The 20,346-nt window shown below is 38.3% G+C and carries 12 protein-coding genes and 4 pseudogenes; 4 read left to right on the forward strand and 12 right to left on the reverse strand.

Annotated elements, in window-relative coordinates:
- Positions 1-25 precede the first annotated feature (25 nt).
- The 3 genes from E0E32_RS07755 to E0E32_RS07765 form a co-directional block, all read right to left on the reverse strand.
- Positions 26-526 carry a hypothetical protein gene (locus tag E0E32_RS07755; protein ID WP_130859467.1) on the reverse strand — a complete coding sequence of 167 codons (501 nt, stop codon included), beginning with the start codon at positions 524-526 and terminating at the stop codon, positions 26-28.
- Positions 527-888: 362 nt separating this feature from the next.
- Positions 889-3,570: an alpha-mannosidase gene (locus E0E32_RS07760; protein WP_130859468.1), complete on the reverse strand. Its 2,682-nt coding sequence runs from the start codon at positions 3,568-3,570 to the stop codon at positions 889-891.
- 78 nt (positions 3,571-3,648) lie between these two features.
- Positions 3,649-4,941, reverse strand: a complete 1,293-nt coding sequence (locus E0E32_RS07765; RefSeq protein ID WP_130859469.1) for a glycoside hydrolase family 125 protein — start codon at positions 4,939-4,941, stop codon at positions 3,649-3,651.
- A 153-nt stretch (positions 4,942-5,094) separates the two neighbouring features.
- Between E0E32_RS07765 and E0E32_RS07770 the strand changes: the two genes are divergently transcribed.
- Positions 5,095-6,147, forward strand: coding sequence for a GntR family transcriptional regulator (locus E0E32_RS07770; RefSeq protein WP_130859470.1), 1,053 nt, complete (start codon positions 5,095-5,097; stop codon positions 6,145-6,147).
- A gap of 11 nt (positions 6,148-6,158) precedes the next feature.
- Positions 6,159-8,300, forward strand: a complete 2,142-nt coding sequence (locus E0E32_RS07775) for a GH92 family glycosyl hydrolase (RefSeq protein ID WP_130859471.1) — start codon at positions 6,159-6,161, stop codon at positions 8,298-8,300.
- An 87-nt stretch (positions 8,301-8,387) separates the two neighbouring features.
- Here the strand turns inward: E0E32_RS07775 and E0E32_RS07780 are convergent, their stop codons facing one another.
- A complete protein-coding gene (locus E0E32_RS07780; RefSeq protein WP_130859472.1) occupies positions 8,388-9,050 on the reverse strand; it encodes an HAD family hydrolase in 663 nt (220 codons plus the stop codon).
- Positions 9,051-9,419: 369 nt separating this feature from the next.
- Between E0E32_RS07780 and E0E32_RS07785 the strand changes: the two genes are divergently transcribed.
- Entirely contained in the window at positions 9,420-10,544 is a 1,125-nt protein-coding gene (locus tag E0E32_RS07785; RefSeq protein WP_130859342.1) for an IS4 family transposase, read from the forward strand.
- Between the two features lie 284 nt (positions 10,545-10,828).
- On the opposite strand, the gene E0E32_RS22815 is transcribed toward E0E32_RS07785, so the two are convergent.
- The 4 genes and pseudogenes from E0E32_RS22815 to E0E32_RS07800 form a co-directional block, all read right to left on the reverse strand.
- On the reverse strand, positions 10,829-10,996 hold the full coding sequence (locus tag E0E32_RS22815; protein ID WP_350308621.1) for a hypothetical protein: 168 nt from the start codon (positions 10,994-10,996) through the stop codon (positions 10,829-10,831).
- 38 nt (positions 10,997-11,034) lie between these two features.
- Positions 11,035-11,370, reverse strand: a pseudogene (locus tag E0E32_RS07790) (response regulator); the annotation flags it as partial.
- Positions 11,371-11,808: 438 nt separating this feature from the next.
- Complete coding sequence (locus E0E32_RS07795) at positions 11,809-12,741, reverse strand: SDR family oxidoreductase (RefSeq protein WP_130859473.1); 933 nt, start codon at positions 12,739-12,741, stop codon at positions 11,809-11,811.
- 395 nt (positions 12,742-13,136) lie between these two features.
- Complete coding sequence (locus tag E0E32_RS07800; protein ID WP_066188878.1) at positions 13,137-13,658, reverse strand: TetR/AcrR family transcriptional regulator; 522 nt, start codon at positions 13,656-13,658, stop codon at positions 13,137-13,139.
- Between the two features lie 347 nt (positions 13,659-14,005).
- On the opposite strand from E0E32_RS07800, the pseudogene E0E32_RS07810 reads away from it, so the two are divergent.
- Positions 14,006-14,377 (forward strand): annotated as a pseudogene (locus E0E32_RS07810) (glutathione-dependent formaldehyde dehydrogenase); the annotation flags it as partial.
- A gap of 283 nt (positions 14,378-14,660) precedes the next feature.
- On the opposite strand, the pseudogene E0E32_RS07815 reads toward E0E32_RS07810, so the two are convergent.
- The 4 genes and pseudogenes from E0E32_RS07815 to glmS all read right to left on the reverse strand — a co-directional run bounded on the left by E0E32_RS07815 (position 14,661) and on the right by glmS (position 19,896).
- Positions 14,661-15,641 (reverse strand): annotated as a pseudogene (locus tag E0E32_RS07815) (SDR family oxidoreductase).
- Positions 15,642-16,060: 419 nt separating this feature from the next.
- Positions 16,061-16,351, reverse strand: coding sequence for a DUF4158 domain-containing protein (locus E0E32_RS07820; protein ID WP_130859474.1), 291 nt, complete (start codon positions 16,349-16,351; stop codon positions 16,061-16,063).
- Positions 16,352-16,434: 83 nt separating this feature from the next.
- A pseudogene (locus E0E32_RS07825) lies at positions 16,435-17,569 on the reverse strand (zinc-dependent alcohol dehydrogenase).
- A 524-nt stretch (positions 17,570-18,093) separates the two neighbouring features.
- Positions 18,094-19,896 (reverse strand): glutamine--fructose-6-phosphate transaminase (isomerizing), encoded by a 1,803-nt coding sequence (gene glmS / locus E0E32_RS07830; RefSeq protein ID WP_130859475.1) that lies wholly within the window; start codon positions 19,894-19,896, stop codon positions 18,094-18,096.
- Positions 19,897-20,346: the final 450 nt, after the last annotated feature.

Genomic DNA, 20,346 nt, shown 5'->3' on the forward strand with positions numbered 1-20,346 from the left:
AGTTGCCACTCTAAAAGTTAACATTTCATTCCAAAAAATAATCAATGGATTTTATTAAAATTTTCTTACTATCATCTATCGTTCTACATCCTTTTGGCGGGGTGTCAAATACAACAAAAACCTGACGTGCTACTTCCTCTTTCATTTTATGGTCAACTATCCGATGACTAATAGTCCCCCAAAATAGCGCTTCTAGTAAATACTGATTACCTCTTGGTGCTTGATGAAACCACCAAGATTCAAAATACTGAAATAATCTATTCAATTGTTTATTATTATCATATTCATAAAAGAGACTTCTTAGATGTTTTTTATAATATTCCCATCCCCTTTGTATGTGGTTACCATCTATAAACATTTCTTCTAAACAAGCATTCCATACCTGAACTATACGCGTTTCAAACTCAGGATGAAAATAATCAACAGGGAAAAAATCAATGTGTGGGAATCTCTTTTGCTGTTGGACATTATTCAAAAAAACCAAGAGATTCAATTCATCCGGAACATCAATTATATAATTTCTCATGACTTTAACAATCCTCCTCCGATATATGTTATCTTATCATTGTATATAAAGGGAAAAAGCTATTCAAATAATGATAGAAGGTAAGACGATTGATTCCATCTAATTATTTTCTTCTAAGTACGGTATTAAGGTATAGGTTCTTTTTAATACGTATAAATGTAGCAAAAACCTGTGACAAGCAAGCCTTCGCTCGAATGATTTCCTGATAATACTTCGTTTGCTCCATTCGTGTAAATGAAGCAAGAGCACCTAATTCACTTATAAAAACACCCAACACATCGGTTAACCTTCCTTAAAGATAGTTTATCCGAGTGTTGGGTATTTTTCCATATCTATTTAGTTAGAGAACATATGACATCCTCTTAATCATTAACAAATCCGACCGTCCTAATCTCATAACCAGCTAGCTTGGTAGTATAGGTTTCATCCATTGGTTCTTCTAACAAGTTTAATAACACAGGTGTTTCTTCTGCTTTTTCTAATACAAGCTCCTGCTCATTCTCATCCATATTATAACCACGTAGTACGAGAGCTTTATCATGCTTACGTCGCTTTAAGGCAGTTGGAACAAACGTATTACCGGTTACTTCAACAAATTGTTTCGTCACCGGTAATTTGCCTTCTTGAACCGGAACTTGTGCCACGGTAAATGGTACTTGTGCGGTATAAGCATGTTTGTATGTTTCATAGCGAGTTTCTGGTGCACCGTGAACTTCTACGCTATAGTTGAAGGTATGCTCACCCAAACACTGTGCTTCTGGTGTTGGGAAATAACCCCAATCCCCCATTTCCCTCACACAGCGCAATAAGGTGACCGCAATGGTTTCACTATCAACAATTTCGTATTCGTTTAAGCCATAGTTACCAACCGTCACACCGCGAATATCATCATGTAAATTAGCGAATGCATGTTGATGCTGTGGGTTGGTTGGGTTTTTCCAGCTTGCAGAAACTGTGTTAGGACGTTTGACCACTTCATAAATGCTGTCCGCTTCATGTGCTTCCACTTTTAATCCGGTTGGGAACAAAACGCGCAGGCGGTGGTCTTTCATTTGGTTGTCCAACGTTGTTTCAAGGTCCACTTTTTTACTATTTTTCGCGAGAGCAACCGTTGTTTCGATCGTTAATGGTGCTGTTTCCTGTGAACGTCCTGCTTTACGCGCCCTGAATTCAATCACCATTTGTTGCTCTTCATCTAATAAATCGTCTGCAGAAACAGGAATATCTATGCTATGGGTTAGTTTTACCACGGCTTTTTCTGCATGGTTTTCCAGCAATTCTACGGTAGCTTTTGTATCACTGGATAAAATGGCTTGATCACCTTCTGGTTGCTTGTAGATATATTCGTTGGCAATGTCACCAGTGTCTTCGAAGTTCAACAAGCCATCTACCGTTGTCTGGTTCTCTTTATCCGTGATGGCTAATGTGCCGTTCTCCGCGATTTCCACCTTCACTAAGTCATTCTCTAAAACCGTACCATCTGCATTTGCCAACCCATCTTGCTCAATCGGCGCCGTCCCAGGTACCAAAGCAAAACTTTGCCATGAGAAGGCTGCTAAATCACGTAAGGTTAAGCGAATGGTGACATAACGTTTCATATGAGGCACACGAAAACCATCTTTAGGTAAATCATAATCATAATGAACCGCTTCTGCAGAAATCTGAGCAGGGATAACTCGACCATTTTCATCTACCACGTGATAGCTTCCTGCTTCTTTTGCTGCTAAATCGCGATATAAAGAGGCCGGAGAGCCTTCCGCAAACGTTTTTCTTTCTAATTCCACATCGATGACTGCTTCACCGCTTTTTGCCAAACCATTTGTATTGAAGACGACAAACGGAAAGCTATCTTCTGGGAAAATTTTGGTATTCATCTCTGTCTTCAACGCATTCACGGACTCTTCTGCAACATAACGCCCCACTTCATTAGCTCTCTCAAAACGAGATATCATACCACGATGAACATCATCGATGGAACAGCCGCAAATACTATCATGAGGATGATTTTGCATTAATGTTTTCCAGGCATAATCGAGTGTATCATGTGGATATTTTCCAGTGATATCATACGCCATGCTTGCTAGAGGTTCTGCAATATTTTCTAATTGACGTTGCACACGTGTATTCCACTGCTTTAAGTAGACACGGGCAGATGACGTATTCGCTAATGTATACCAGCCATCTGTCTCTTGACTCGTTAATTCACCCTCAACGGTACCTATATCTTCTGGCAAATCATTTTGCACGGCAGCTAAATAATCGGTAAAGTTGGAGTGGATGAATTCATAATCTGGATACAGCTCATTCGCTAAGGCAATGGCTTTTGTCACATCTTTTTGCACTGGTTGATGATCACAACCATTCATAAATAACAGATGATCGGTAGAAGCAAACTGTTCCACATCTGCTAATTTCTGGTCCCAGAATTTGATTGCTGCTTCTTTTTCTGCCGGAATTTCATTTCCGTTACTGTACCAATTAGCAAATAATAGACCGAAGATTTCCGATTGATCTGGTCCTTTCCATTTCATTTCCGAATAAGGAGAAGAGTAGGTTTCCGCTTCTAATACTTGGTTATCGAAACCGATTGGCTTCACACCACGACCAAAGGCAGCAGCTTCTAGACCTGCTTTTTGCATCATTTGTGGTGCTTGCCCCATGTTACCAAATGTATCTGGGAAGTAACCTAATTTAACTGGACTTCCCCATTTCTTACTTTCTTCCATTCCGATTAACATATTACGAACGTTTGATTCAGAGCTAATGAGAAAATCGTCCTGCAGGATATAAAACGGACCGATATGTAATTTGCCATCCGTAATTGCCTGTTGTAGAGCTTCTTTTTTTTCTGGACGTACTTGTAAATAATCATCCAATAAAATGGTCTGGCCATCTAAATGAAAACTATTAAAATCCGGATCTGACGCAAAGATTTCTAATAAATCATCGATTAATTCCACTAACAGCATGTGATGTCTCTCAAACGGGATATACCATTCACGATCCCAGTGGCTGTGCGAAATAATATAAACTTTTTTCTTCATTCGTAACTCCTCCTTGTATATTTTATTTAATACGCTTTATACGGGTTCAAAAAGTTCGGTGGACTTTTTGAACAACCTCTATTTTTCTACACGAATATCAAAATAATCCATCACCAATTCACAGAACATCATATTCGCCCATGAGAACCATTCACGTGTGTATTGGTTCGGATCATCGACATGAAAACCTTCGTGCATCAAATGGGTGCCTGCATCTGTTGCCACCAATTGATTCAAAATACGTTCTTTTTCTGCTTTATCTTCTGTGGTCATGCCTTCCATCGCCATTGCGATTGGCCAGACATAGTTTTCTGGTGTATGAGAAGAACCGATTCCTTTCGCAAACTTGCCTTCATAGAAGTAAGGATTTTCATTACTTAGTAGTGTTTGTCTTGTACGCAAGTATCGTTCGTCATTCATCGATCCATAGCCTAAATAAGGAGCAGAAATCAAGTTTGGCACATTACTATCATCCATTAACGAGGCGTTACCTAAACCGTCTACTTCATAGGCATACACATCTTCACCGGCCTCATTTTTGGTGCGACCATGTTTTTCAATGCCTGCTTGAATGTCTTCGCGTAATTGTTTCGCTTTTGCGACAATGGAGGCATCATCGAGGGTAGTACGAAATATTTCTTCAAGGTAACCCAGGATAACGACTGCAAACATATTGGAAGGAACTAAATAACCGCCACCTTCACATGCGTCATCGCTTGGACGGAAACCTGACCAAGTCATTCCGGTTGGCGCTACCTCCACACCTCGACCGTTATTTACTAACGTATCTTCTTTGCGACTTGTATCCCGTACAAAGTGATAAGCTGATTGGTTATGATCTTGCTCCACTTCAAAGACATGTAAGATTTTCTTCACACCATTAATGAAATCTTCGTTAAATTGATCGGTACGGCCTGTATTTTTATATAACAAGTAAGCGAGTTGAACCGGGTAAGCCAATGAATCAATTTCATATTTACGTTCCCAAATCCAATCGTTCATTTCGGTATGGTCATCCTGATGCCCTGCCCCATTTGCCTCTTCGTTAAATGCGTTTGCATAAGGATCAATATTAATATAGAAGAATTGTTTTTTGACCAAACCACTGATCATTGCTGCCAGGTCTTCGTCTTCTTTTGCAACTACTAGATAAGGACGTACTTGTGCGGTTGAATCACGCAACCACATGGCAGGTATATCACCGGTTAATAAGAACGTTGTACCATCTTCATGGCGGTTCACCGTCGTTAATAACGTATTAGCAAAAGCTGCATTAAAATTCTTCGCCCAATCTGGATGCTTTTCTCCACACTTTTCGGTGATCTCATTCATAAACTTCTGAATTGAATTTGGTATATCATTATAAACCATTCGTCTGTACCTCCGATTATTTGATATATCTTATACACTGGTTATTATACTTACTTCTCACTTAAATGTCTATATTTTTCAAGAAAACGATTTATCTTTTTGTTTTCTTATGATATCATCAAAATATGATATATCATTTCAAGGAGGTACACATTGAAAGAACCACTATATAAAAAAATATTGGATGATTTAAAAAAGCAAATTTTTTCAGGTAATTTACCGCTAAATAGCCAGTTACCAACGGAAAAAGAATTGTCGGAGATATATAAAGTAAGTCGAATCACATCCAAACGTGCACTTAGTGAATTAGAACGTTTAGATTTGATATATCGTGTTCGTGGGAAAGGAAGTTTCGTTAAGGAAGTGCCCTCTCCAAACATCAAAAAGGATGCAACAAAAACGTCGCGAATTTTATTCCTCCTCCCATTTTTACATGATTTATCTCTTGGCAACTTTACCGACGGTTTATTACCCGTCATGCAAAAGCACCAAATGGAAGTGGTAATGGGAACACTTGAGGTCTTTACACAAAAACAACCACATGAATTGATGGAGGAATACGATGGTTTAATTTATTATGCGGAGGATACGGATCAATACCTCAGTTCCTTAGTGGAATTATCATTAAAAGGACACCCTGTCATTTCTTTGGATAAAAAAAACTATGAATTACATTTTCCAACTATCCTATCCGATAACTTTGCTGGCGGGCAGCTAGCCACTCAATTTCTTATGGACAACGGACATACACGCATTGCCTATTTATATAATCATTCCCATCTACCGCAATCTGTTCGCAATCGTTATATCGGTTATTTGACGACATTACATCGCGCGGATCTAACGGATTATACGGCTGCAATAGATGTTAAGAACGAGGACGGCGCTCTCTTGCGTTACATCAAGGAGCATCAAGTGACCGGATTCATTTGTGAAAATGATTTAATCGCCATGGAAGCTATGCGTTCGTTGAAACATGCTGGCTATACTATCCCTGAAGATCTTTCTATTATTGGTTTTGATAATATTCAAGCTTCTAGTTTTGTCGATCCACCATTAACAACCGTCGCACAAGATTTTAAAAAAATTGGTCAGATTGCTGGTCAAACCTTGATTGAATGGATTGAAAATGACCAAATGCCATCGGATATCAAAGTACCTGTCACTTTTATCAAACGTGAATCTACAAAAAACGTGAAACAGTAAGGAGAAGACATATGCTTACACAAACCATTGACACACGCCATGGAACGGCCAATCAACATAGCTTTTCTAATGGAAACTGCTTACCCTATACCGGGGTTCCTTTTGGAATGAACTATTTTGCTGCTCAAACTACTGATCAAAAAGGAAGCTGGTGGTTTCATCCCGAAGATCGGATATTCCAAGGCTATCGGATTACCCATCAACCAAGTCCTTGGATGGGAGACTTTAGTTACCTTACGCTGACACCTGTCAGTGGAAATATAACGGAAACCAGCTTGTTTCACACGCAAAGTGGCTATCGGCCAGAAGATAGTGAATTCCGTCCAACGCATCTTTCTATTAACCAATTACGCTATCAAATACAATCCAAATTGGTGCCCAGTATGTATGGTGGGATCATGGACATTGATTATCAACAAACGAATAACGGTTTTTTAGTGACTTTACCAGGGAGGTACAGCTACAAAGCCTTGGATGAACATACGTTAGCACTTGAAATAATTAATTTCGCTGATTGCGAAGATCCTGACTTTACTTTCTATGTCGTTCTATCCTTTGATTCGGCTTTTGAATTAGCAGAAAAAAATGGATCCGGTGAACATGGTGCTATATTGCTTTCTTTTCACACGCAAAAGCAGATCGTGCGTATGGGCACTTCCTTTATAAGTCCCGCACAAGCTTTATTAAACTTGGAACGAGAAAAAACGCAAACCTATGACGATTATTTAGAAAACAGCCGCCAATTATGGCATGAATTACTGACGCGAATTGAAATTGAACACCATGACCAAGAACAAATAGCGACGTTTTATCATAATTTTTATCGATTATTTTTATTCCCACAGACGTTCTATGAACGAGATGAAAATGATCAAGCGATCCATTATGATACATTAAATAAGAAGGTACGTCCTGGTGTGCTGTATACCAATAATGGTTTTTGGGATACGTACAAAACCGTTTACCCATTGTTTTCATTGATTGCTCAAGATAAATACGAAGAAATGTTAGAAGGATTCTTGAATAGCTATCACGAAACAGGCTTCTTGCCAAAATGGTTGTCTCCAGATGAACGAAATCTAATGCCAGGAACATTGATTGATGCCGTCATTGCCGATGCAGCCGTTAAAAATATTCGTCCTGATTTAATGCCTCCATTTCTGGAAGCCATGAAAACAGCAGCAACGACACAAAGCGAGGATCCGAATTATGGTCGCCAGGGTACACTAGACTATCTCAAGTATGGCTATGTACCAAGCAACTACCATGAATCTGTCAATCATACATTGGACTATGCATACAGCGACTTTTGCATCAGTCAAGTAGCGAAAACGCTTGGCAAAGACGATGATCAAGCATACTATAGCAAACAAGCATTAAATTATCGTTCGATTTTCAACCCAGAGTTCGGCTTTATGGTCGCCAAAGATAAAGATGGTCAGTTCATTAATGATTTCTTGGATATTCGCTGGGGAAGGGATTACGCAGAAGGCAGTGCTTGGCAAAGTAGTTTTGCTGTATATCAAGACTTTCGCGGCCTTATCCAGCAATTTGGTGGAGCAAATGCCTTTGAAAGCAAGTTAATTGAATTATGTAATCAAAAACCGATATTTGATGTTGGTGGTTATGGTTTTGAAATTCATGAAATGACGGAAATGGCCGCGGTGGAGTTTGGTCAGCTTGCCATTTCCAACCAACCAAGCTTTCACTATCCATTCTTGTTCAGCTATATCGGTAAGCCTGAAATGGCACAGCCCTTATTAAAACAATTAATGACACAAACCTTTCATGCAAGTACAATGGGATACCCCGGCGATGAAGATAATGGAAGTATGTCGGGGTGGTATCTATTCAATAGCCTAGGTTTTTATCCTGTGACACCTGGTACCGAGGAATATGTGTTAGGGATTCCCCTCTTTGATAAAGCAGCGTTGCATTTGTCGAATGGGGAAACACTGACATTAACGAGCAGCCCTAATCATCCGCAACAACAATTTGTCGAACAAATTTACCGGAATGAAGAAGCGTATACCAAGCTTTTCCTCAAGCATTCCGATATCATGAAAGGTGGCACGCTTCACTTTGATTTAGGTATTGTGCCGCATCCAAGAACCTACGCCAAAGAAGATTATCCATTTTCTTTAAGTAATTAACGTGTTTTTGATAAGACGGATAAAGCTGTTGTCTGTATAATCAGGCAGCAGCTTCTTTCCATGGTAGGCTGCATGAATACGAAATGCTCAATTTATGGCTTGAATAATAAAAGGTAGTTCTTGCAAATCTTCGATAATGAAATCTGCTTCCACCTGGCTCCATTGTGCATCTTTTTTCCACACCCCAAACATGCCTATATCCCTCGCAGCTTGGACATCATTTTCAGGATGATCCCCTACGTACATACTCTCCTCTGCGGAAACCTGCAGCTGACTTAAGGTCTTTTTGAAAATGTCAGGATCTGGTTTTTTCATGCCTTCCCATTCCGACACAAGAATGGTATCAAAAAAATGTTCAATCCCTAAAGCCCTGATATTATTCATTTGGAACGAACCTTTCCCGTTGGTGATCATGCCTAATCGAATCTTATGAGCTTTCAAACTTTCCAAGGTGTGGATTAGATGAGGAAAAGGAATACAACGATGGTGAAACTCTGCTATGTAATCCTGCAGCAACCGCTCCCAAGAGGGTTCACTAATGTGGAATTCCTTAACCATTTGTTGGTACACTTTATCCTTCCAGACATAACCTCGGGCATCTAGCTCAATAAACCTTGATATGTAGTGTTCTTTCGGGATAAAGCCGAGTACATCCTTCCACCTATCATATTGATTTCCTATGAACTGTTGTACCGAAGCATCTCTGTTTAGTAACGTGCCATCTAAGTCGAAGATAACTGTTTTGAGCAAATGGAGTACGCCTCCTTTTTTAAAAACCCTTGACAACAACCTAATTATTCCCATGCAATCTTTGTTAACAAGTAATATACTATACACATGTTTCTCAAGATCCAAAGTAAATGAAAATGGTAAAAGCTACATAACATCCCTTACAATAAAAGAAATCAAAAGTTTAGGTATTCTTAGTACGAAACATTCCGTGTCTCCACACTGATCACCAAAAAATTAATATAAAACACATCACTAGTGTCGCATTAAAATAATTCAGTCCAGCATTAAAATCAGAATATTCTGAAAAATATGTTCAACCGTAAAAAAATCCTTTATAATGGTTGGGTGGTAGTAAACCGATCCAAATCCAAAATAAAGGACTAACACATGGATAAGTTTACTCGAAAAACATCATTTGAACAATGGTTTTCTCTTCTTTCATCAGATTTTTTGCAGGAACAAGTGGAAAACTATCATTTAGATTACTATACCAAAAAGCTTTATATGACATCTTTCATGAAATTATTACTGTATGCGCAACTCCATGAGACAGAAAGTTTGCGTGCTGTTAGCGATAGTGTTTTTTCAGAAGAATTACAACAGGCAACCAATCTTGATTCTATTAGCTTTTCCCAATTAGGGAGACGTTTGAATCACATTCCTACAGAATTCTTTCAGGCCATTTTTCTGCATTTAGTGACGCAAATTCATGAAAAATCGGATTATCAAACGAGACGAAAAACGACAACGCCATTAAAAATCATTGATTCCAGTACCCTGCCACTATGCTTGAATAACCACAATTGGGCAAAGTTCCGCAAAACAAAAGCTGGCGTCAAGCTTCATCTACGTTTGGTTTATATGGAGAAGGGTTGTTCCTATCCAGATCAAGCAGTGCTTACTAACGCGAAAGTACACGATCGAGGCCAACTCGAAGTCTTAGTCGATGATAAAGCCTGCATGTACGTGTTTGATCGAGGATATTTAGACTACGAACGATTTGATCGCATGACAGACGAAGGGTATTTCTTCGTCTCACGCGTACGTAAAAATGCCGTCACTCGTACATTGGAAACGTTCAGCTTACCAGAAAATTCAGATGTTTTATCTGATGAAATGGTCGTGATTGGAACTACGCAAAATCGATCAGAGAACGTATTTCGACTTTTGAAAGTCATCGATTCAAAAGGTAATGAGCTGAAAATTCTGACAAATCGCTTTGATTTAGATGCGGATGAAATCGCTGAGTTGTATAAATCACGCTGGGCCATTGAATTATTTTTCAAATGGATGAAACAGCACTTAAACATTAAAAAGTTTTATGGTCAGAGCGAACAAGCCGTCCATAATCAAGTGTACATCGCCATGATCGTCTACTGTTTAAACGTGTTGATCCAACTCGAAACCAAAAGTAAGCGTACCTATTTACAAATCAGTCGATATTTAAAAGCTGCCTTGTGGAAATCGGCTCATATCTGGATTCGCAAAATTCAAGGGAAAAGTGTTCCCTAAAGCATTTCTTGTCGTTGTTGCTTAGGTCAATAGCTATAGTAAAAAAATGGATGTTTACTACCTTTGCTTGGTTGTCTTTCTTTTTCATCAAAAAAGCAGAAAATAATAGTCAGAAAATTCAGAATATATTTATGCGACGCTAGTGAAAACACATGTGATAAAGATTTCCTCTACCATTCAAAAGAAATTTCGAAAAATTATATAATAAAAGGAATCCATATAAACCACCTTACTTGAAAATAAGCAAGGTGATTTACATGGTAACGATCGTATTTGTGCATCCCTCACGACTCAATAAATAATTGAACCTCATACCCTTCTACTTGGAAGCTGGTCATATCGGCTTTATTTGCAAAATACATGTTACGAAGGATTAGATTTTTTTGCACGAAATCATCAAATGTCGTCAATATTTTTTGAAGCTGCGTATCCGTATAAACAAACAGATCCACGCGTGATTCAACTGGAAGATTTAATTCCTTCCGATAGGTCTAGCTGTTAATTCAATAACGGAAAACGGCTTGCTTATATAATCATCCGCACCAAAACCGAGACCTAACGTTTTATCCACATCACTTTCTTTTGCTGAAATGATAATGATAGGTACAAAGCTTGTTTCTCAGATTCTCTTTAAAAACTCCATTCCATTTAGCTTGGGAAGCATTAAATCGAGTAACACCAAGTCCATTGGTTCATCTTCAAAACGTTGCAATGCTTCTTCACCGTCAAAAGCGGTGCGTACGATGAAATGCTCTTGTTCCAAATGACTAGTAACGATTTCACTTATTTCTTTGTCATCTTCGACAATCAATATCTTTTTTGACATAAGCAAACGTCCATTCCTTTACGATTATAAGTCCATTAATCATCCGATACGCTCAATGCTCATTACTTTTGTCTCTAAAAAATACGCGTTCGATTAACTTCAGTATAATCGAACGCGCAGCATTTTTAAATAGCCTTATTTGTCATTAAACGTTTTATTGTCAATCGACAACTTCTGTAGCTATGAATAGAGCTTGATCAAATAAACTCGGATCTTATCTGCGTCATATAAAACCGTTGTTTACTTTATAGTTGAGACTATCCCGCCTATAGAGATCTCAGCCTCTAGTGCCGTTTGAATAACGCCGCATATCAAAAAGTGTGTGATCTTTGCTAGATGAAGTGGAGCTTCTATATGGGCAATTGTCCACATAGAAGCTCTTGATTTCCTTCCAGTCATTCTGAAAATAACTCAGTGCCATTACTCTACATGTCTCAATTATTTTAATGTTTCTTCCAGTCCTTTTTTGAAAGATGTTTTTGGAATGGGTCCGATTCGTTTTTCATATTTTTCGCCACTCAAAATAAAACCTTCTTTAGTGAGGTACATAATTTCGATAATTTCTCTCATAAACAGATCGAACAATCCCATAAAACGAATAGCATTTTTAGTCAGTGGAATAACAAACTTTCGATTTCCTGTTACTTGACGAGCAATTCTGATAATTTCTTTACCAGAAATTAATCCTGCGCCTGGTATATTCCAATTTTCCCCATAAGCGTCATCTTTCAAAGCTATATTTACGATCATTTTAGCGGCATCTGGCAAATAGACATATTCCCTAGGTTTTTTCAGGTTTCCAATAAAAATCGAAATTTTATTGGCTGCTATTCCTTCTAAAGTGGGCTGTAGATAAGAATTTTGTGATGTAGGACCATAATAATCCGGTAATCTAACAATTAATGAGTTTGCTCTTTTCCATTCGGGACTGAATATCAATTGCTCGAATTCCACTCTAATTTTACCTTTCTTGGTATGTGGTTGATGCGGATGACTTTCGTCTCCCTTTGCAACCTGATGTCCATATACATAAATTCCGTCTACAATAACGATCTTCTTCCCGAGAGTATCTGCTGCTTTCATCACACTTTCTCCAAGTAATAGGAGCTTATCCTTCATCTCCTGGTATTTTACATTTGCACATTGAAAAATGACTTCCACATCTTCAGCAGCTTTTATAATTGTATGATAATCGAATATATTCCCCAGTTTGTATGTTAATTTGGAATTATAATCATGTTCTACCATTAGTGCATCCAATTTACTTTGGGACCGTCCGAAAGCAATAACTTCTATTCCTCTGCTCAATAATTCTGAAACAATAACTTGGCCTGTTCCACCAGTTGCTCCTAACACCATTGCTGTTTTCATTCACAACATCTCCTTTATTTAGTGATCAATCAATAACAAAATGCGCAAACATATTTGATGTTTCCTTTCTATTTAACACAAAACATTAAATTTTCCTAACAGTTAACCATTTTATCTTAATCCCAAAATGTGAATAATGTGACCACAATGGCTATAATACCTAATACAAAGGAAAATGGGGCAATAGAATTTTCGTTATTGCTTCTATTCATCTATAACACCTCCTTCAAGAGGATTGATCATTTGATTTAATCCAACCAACTAATGACACAAAAGACAATTATCCCGATTGAAACATAGTCTATTTTAGCTAATTTCATATTTTTCCCCCCTTTTATTATTTAGTGATTGATCAATAAATAATGATTGAAAAATAAATAACCTACTAAACCCGATTATTCATTTCTTTGACCATCCATCAACTCCGGAAGATCTATAAAATAAGAAATATTACATAACATCCCCCTTGCTAGAAATGTAGTAACTTCATTTTCTACATTCTTAATCCCTGCTGCTTTAAAACGATCTATGGTATAGTTTTGGATACTCGACAATCCTTTTTGCGCTGCTTTTCGTACAGCATTTTCTGTTACGGATATTCCTATCACCTGTAATGCAATTTCATTGGGATATAATTCAGAAAGCTCTTCATATGCAGCAATCATTTCTCCAACAAGTTGTTCAGGAGCAGCATCCACCTGTTTAAAAGTATGAAGAATCCTTTCAAATGCTCGATCTAAAGCTGCAATAAACAGCTCTTCTTTTGTTTTAAAAAATCGAAAGACATAAGGTTGTGATATACCTGCTTTTTCTGCAATGTGTGCGGTAGTTGTATTGTAGTAACCTTTTTTTGCGAATACTTCTAATCCAGCTTCAAGAATTTCCTCTTTGCGATTTTCCTTACTAGACCTTACCATGTCAGACACCCACTTATAGTTATTTATTGATCAATTACATTATAATCAAATTTACATAGAAGGTCAACAGAGGAAAATGTAACTTTAAAATAAAGTTTGATCAAAAACGTTCGACAAATCCATATTTTACGGTAAAAGAAAAGAATCCATTTTGAAAAAAGATTGATCAAAATGGATTCTTTTCTTTTTGAATGAACATTCCTTTTTATAAAAAAGTTTAATTAAAACTCACTTAGAATCCTTTAATCGAAAAGGAATAAAACGGTGCAACTTTTTTGTAAACGGTATAACTTTCTTTAAAACGGTACATCTTTTTTATAAACGGTACGACTTTATTTCAAATCCACAATTGTGTAGGTATTGACGGGAATAAATCATCTTTGGAGATTCTTGAACAAAAATTAAAGTTGCCAAGGTGGAACCCTTGGACCTATTCAAATTTCTACAAAAGCTGTGCAAAAATATGGAACGGTCCAATTAATAGATGTTTATGGGGGCAACTATAATGTGTTTCCATTGGGTTGAGTTAGGAATATCAATCTGAGAATGGGACTGGCATCAGTCATACATTTTATGCCTGAATTTTTTGAAAAAATAACGAATAACGAGTTTGACCCACATACAAAGTGGCCCTTGGATAAGCAAGTCATGGTTATCAAATGTTTAATAATCGTGAGGACGACTGTATAAAAGTCGTTTTAAAACCGTTATCCTATTAGTTTAAATGGATGAATTGAAAGTTAGCATAATTGCGAACCCTAAGCGAAATGTTGAATGGACTTCCACACTGTGTATAGAAGTCTTTTTGTCTGTTATTATTTAGATTATTGGATAATTCAGCTCGTAACTTGGGTAGCAATAATATGGTGGTCTCAGTCCTATTTTTGGCATGGGCCAGGAATCCTCCATATAGACCATCCTTACTTTTTCATTTGAATGGTTTACTAGCAATAGCTTTACTTCTGGATTAAATTCATATCTCAAAATGGTAACCCCCTTCCATTAGGAATGTGTGGATTCTCCCCCATCAACATGAAGAACTTGACCAGTAACAAAACGAGAATCATCAGAAGCAAGATAGACAAAGGTTGGTGCGAGTTCAAATGGATGGGCAACTCGTTCCATTGGATTAAATGCTCCATATACAGCGACTTGGTCTGACGAGAAACTTGCTGAAATAAGTGGGGTCCAAATTCGGCCGGGGGCGACGGCATTGACTCGGATCCCTTGTTTCACGACATTTTTAGCCAAGGCACGTGTCCAACCAACTATTGCGCCTTTTGTGGCCGTATAATCAATCATTTGCTGCTCACCTACATACGTCACCACTGAAGAAGTGCCAATGATTGAGCTGCCTGGTTTTAAATGAGGAAGCGCTGCCCTTGTTGTGTAAAAATGAGAGTATATATTAACTTTGAAGGTGTCATCGAATTGCTCATCTGTAATGTCAAGCAGACTTAGTTGTTGGAATTGGATACCAACGTGGTTACAAAGAATATCGAGACGCCCAAACGTATTTACTGTTTGTTCTACAATGGAGATACACTGTTGTTTGTCTCGCAAGTCCCCAGGCATTAGAAAACAACGTTGTCCGAGTTGTTCAATCCTCGTTTTTGTTCTATTTGCATCCTCATGTTCATCTAAGTATGAAATAGCAACATCTGCGCCTTCTTTAGCAAACGCAATTGCTACTGCTGCACCAATACCACTGTCACCCCCTGTAATAAGTGCTACTTTTCCTGTTAACTTTTCACTCCCTTTATAGTTCGGGTTTTCGATAATTGGAAGGGGTACCATAAATTTTTACACTCCGGGATGGCGCAGCTGGCGCTGTTCAGGTAAACTTATCGGAATTTCTTCGTAACGTGTGATTTTCCCATAGTTAGGGTACATGGGATAAGGTTGAGTTTTCATGTTCGCTTTAAACATTTGTTGCATTTGCTTTATTTGGTCTAATTGACGACTTTGATCCTTTTGATCCATGGAAACCTCCTATAGAAATAATTTTCTTCTATAGAATGTTTATGTTGTTCACTACAAATAAATTAAAAAAGTTTGAAAAAAGTGGTTTACTTTCAACACAGAAGCTTATTCTTCCTCAAAAGAGACACCTTTTTTCTTTATTGAACTGACCTTTAGGACAAGGAGCTTTACTCAATATTCTACCCCTTTAACGGATCAACTTATTTTTACTTAACAGTTCTTTAATCCCGGCTACCTCAAGAATAGTACCTAAAAAAATAGGTCAACCAGAAAAAACCGGCTAACCACATAATACGATTTGACCCTATTGCTGAATAACAAAAAATACGTTTTGTTGTTCCACAAATTCTTAATATCATGAAGTAATTCTGTAGAGATGTTCAGTTTCCATTAACCAATCTCGGCGAGCAACGAGAGTTCTAAATGTGATAAAGTCGCTCTTTTTCATCCTCTTTCAATTGATTGCATGGACTGTTTGTAGAACCTTCTGATACCTCGAAAAGTTGATTCACGCTCTCTTTTTGATTTTCATTAAGTAAGTTATGATAAATCATACGATAAGGCCTTTTTCGAACATCATTGGCTGCATCTTTTAAAGCATTGTAGATGGGAAGTTCATATTTTTGATGTATTAGCTCTTCAATTGCTACATTGACTAGGTCAGCAGGTTCGTTTTTACTGTATGCGAGTTTATTCATTGTATCTATCAATTACTTTTTGACCTTCTTGGCTAAATGGTCGAATAAAAAGACTTCTATACAAAGTATGAAGTCTTTTTGGAAAGAGAAGAGGATTACGGTTTTAAAACGACTTTTATACATTCATCCTCACGATTATTAAAAATTCGATAACCATGACTTGCTTCTTCAAGGGACATCTTGTGTGTGATAATATCTCTTGGGTCAAATTCGTTATTTGTTATTTTTTTAAACAATTCTGGCATAAAATGAATGACTGGAGCCTGTCCCATTTTAAGATTAATATTTCTAATCCAAAATGCACCTAATGGAAATAGATTATAGTTACCCCCGTAAACACCAGTCATTTGCACTGTCCCATACTTTCGGACAGCTTTAGTAGAAATTTGAATAGGTCCAAGGGTTCCGCCCTGCAGTTTGAATTTTTGTTCCAGAAACTCTAGGGGTGATTTCTTTCCGTCCATACCTACACAATCGATGACGACATCTGCCCCACCATGTGTGATCTCTTTTAAATGTTCGCCCATATCAGGGTATTTTGTGAACTCAAATACCTCAACATTGTTCATCTTTTTCGCATGATTGATCCGGTAATCCAAGTAATCAACTGCTATTACACGTTTTGCACCTTCCATCCAGGCAAATTTTTGTACCATCAACCCAACAGGTCCACATCCAAGAACAATAACTGTATCGCCTGATTTTACACCTGCATTTATTACACTCCAATAAGCTGTTGGCAGAACATCCGATAAAAAGAGCAGTGACTCATCCTCCAATTCGCATGACTCCGGGATAACAAAGGGAGTGAAGTTTCCAAAAGGGACTTTTAAATATTCAGCCTGACCACCCGGATGGTTACCGAACTTCTCAGTATAACCAAAGTATCCGCCAGAATCATAATGAGGGTTTGAGTTATCGCATTGGCTTTCCATTTCATGTTGGCAATAAAAGCAATGTCCACATGAAACATTAAAGGGAACGACAACACGGTCTCCCTTTTTTACTTTTGTGACTTCAGGTCCAACTTCTTCCACAATACCCATTGGTTCGTGGCCAATAATATATCCTGGGGGTAATGGCATGTTACCTTGATATAAATGCAAATCAGATCCGCAAATAGCAGTAGAAGTAATCTTAACTATAATATCGTCTTTTTTTTTCTAATTTTGCATCCTCTACTTGATTAACCTGTACATGATTTGGTCCTTGATAAGTTACAGCCTTCATAAATGCAGGGCCCTCCTATTTCTAATACTGTTAACACTCTTAACTATTGTTAACAAAGAAAGTAAATAATATACTTGTCCCCCACAATTAATCTCTTTCCCTCCCCAAATTACCCTCAATCCCATACCACACCTAACTCCAACACACTTTTACAAATAATGGTGCGTAATTAATGTTTTTCCGTAAAACAGCCGATCTTGACCCGATTCACTCGTTGCGAAATTTGTCGAACGGTAACTTTGTTTTTCCTTAACAGAGCCAAGGCTGAAAGGAAATAGAAAAAAGAACAGAAGATAAAGGATACCCTTAACTTCTGCTCTAAACCTTTATATATCAAGTTTTATTCGATGCTGAACCACTTCAATTTCACTTCATCTTTCTCTCATATCTTCTTCAAGAGTCTCTCTCAAATGCTCTTTCCTTTCCCATTCACGGAAAAACATTAATACTTACGGAAAGAGATTAAGACTTATGGAAAAACATTAATTGTGGGTGACAATATTCATCTCAAAATCAACCCTACTCTACTCCACTGTCACACTCTTCGCCAAATTTCTTGGTTTATCCACATCACAATCACGGTGCAAGGCGGCGTAATAGGCAAACAACTGCATTGGAATCACGCTGGCTAGTGGTGTCAGTAGTTCGTGTACAGTAGGAACAACGAACGTATCACTATCTTTCTCTAATCCTTTCATGCTCACCATACATGTATTGGCACCGCGAGCGGCTACTTCTTGCACGTTACCGCGGATGGAAAGATTGACATTTGCTTGTGTGGCCAGGGCAATCACTGGCGTACCTTCTTCAATCAAGGCAATGGTTCCGTGCTTTAATTCTCCTCCGGCAAAGCCTTCTGCCTGAATATAAGAAATTTCTTTCAGCTTCAGGGCTGCTTCTAATACGACATAGTAGTCGACACCACGACCGATAAAGAAAGCGTTGCGGGTTGTTGCGAAAAATGCTTTGGCAATACGCTCGAACTCTTCTTTTTGATCGGTCAAGGTTTCCATTGCACTGGCGACAATACCTAGTTCTTGCAATGGATTAAACGATAAGTTCATACCTTTTGCCCTAGCGCTATCTACCGCTAAAATAGCCAATACGGCAATTTGAGCAGTATAAGCCTTGGTTGAGGCAACGGCAATTTCGGGACCTGCATATAATGACAGGGTATAGTCTGCTTCACGAGAAAGGGTAGAACCTGGCACATTGGTAATCGTTAATGCCGGGTGTCCTAATTCTTTAATTTGTACTAAAACCGAGCGACTGTCTGCCGTTTCCCCACTTTGGGAAATAAATACAAACAGTGGTTTTTCCGAAAGAAGTGGTATATTATAAGAAAATTCACTCGCAATATGCACTTCTACTGGAATATTAGCCAATTTTTCAAGGAATTGCTTACCCACAAGGCCGGCATGATAACTAGTGCCAGCTGCGATAATGTATAAGCGGTCTGCCTTTTTCATGGCTTTGCGAATATCACTGTCTAACTTAATATCATCCTCTTTATCTTGATATTCCTGAATAATTTTGCGGATAACAAATGGCTGTTCATCAATTTCCTTCAACATAAAATGCGGATAGGTGCCTTTTTCTGTGTCTGCTGCATCGATTTCTGCTGTATAAGCATCACGTTTTACCACAGAGCCGTCTAACTTTTGAATTTCTACATTGTCTCGACGGACTAACACGATTTCTTTGTCCTCAATTTCTACATAACGGTCGGTTTCCCTTAATGTAGCCATCGCATCACTTGCTACTACATTAAAGCCTTCGCCCAAACCGATCAGTAAGGGGCTCTTATTTTTTGCCACATATAATTGATCAGGATTTTGATTGTCTACTAAAGCGATCGCGTAAGAACCTTTTAAGACTGATAATGCCTGACGGAACCCTGTCAGTACATCCTCTTCCCATTCAGCAAAACGTTCGATCAACTGTACAACAATCTCGGTATCTGTTTCACTTTGGAAGGTAACATCACTTAAAAATTGACCACGTACTTCGGCATAATTCTCAATCACACCATTGTGAACTAACGTAAATCGACCAGAACTGCTTTGATGTGGATGGGCATTGTCTTCACTTGGCTCCCCATGTGTGGCCCAACGTGTATGACCAATACCAACCGTAGCTGTCTTGTCTGCATCTACTTTTTCCTTTAATGTTGCGATTCTTCCCTTGACCTTGGTTACGTCAACATCACCTTTATCTAATAGGGCAATTCCCGCTGAATCATACCCGCGATACTCTAGTTTCTCTAATCCTGTTAACAAAATATCCTTTGCATCATTTGCTCCAATATAACCTACAATTCCGCACATCGTCTTGTTTCCTCCTCTGGAAAGGGGCAAACAAACGACCACCTTTAAAGACGGCAAGCTCCTGCTCAGGCAGAGATATCCTTTAGAAAAAAAGGGTATCCCCTGTAGCGTTGCTTCTGCCTATTATTCGACTTTAGCTAACAAGGGGCGATTGTCTGCCCCTTTCTCGTGTAGTCATTTGATCATCTTGTCGTTATCCTTGTACAGGTAGTTGCCTGCCTGGTTTCAGATAAAGACGTCTCGATTGAGATGTGCAATCGGGAGGTATCCGCCGATCATTCTCGATAAACCCCCACCTCGTCAGCTATGATCATTTCGACCGTCATAGCCCTGGCGCTTTGTCTAACTCGCTTGTGTCTCTATGCTCCTTTCTATGCTTGAGTGATGTCATGTTAAGTTCGTGTTCAAAAAGTTCGATGCGTCATTTTTATTGGGCTTTTTGAACAACTT

The sequence above is a fragment of the Gracilibacillus phocaeensis genome (genome assembly GCF_900626275.1).
Lineage (GTDB): Bacteria > Bacillota > Bacilli > Bacillales > Amphibacillaceae > Gracilibacillus > Gracilibacillus timonensis.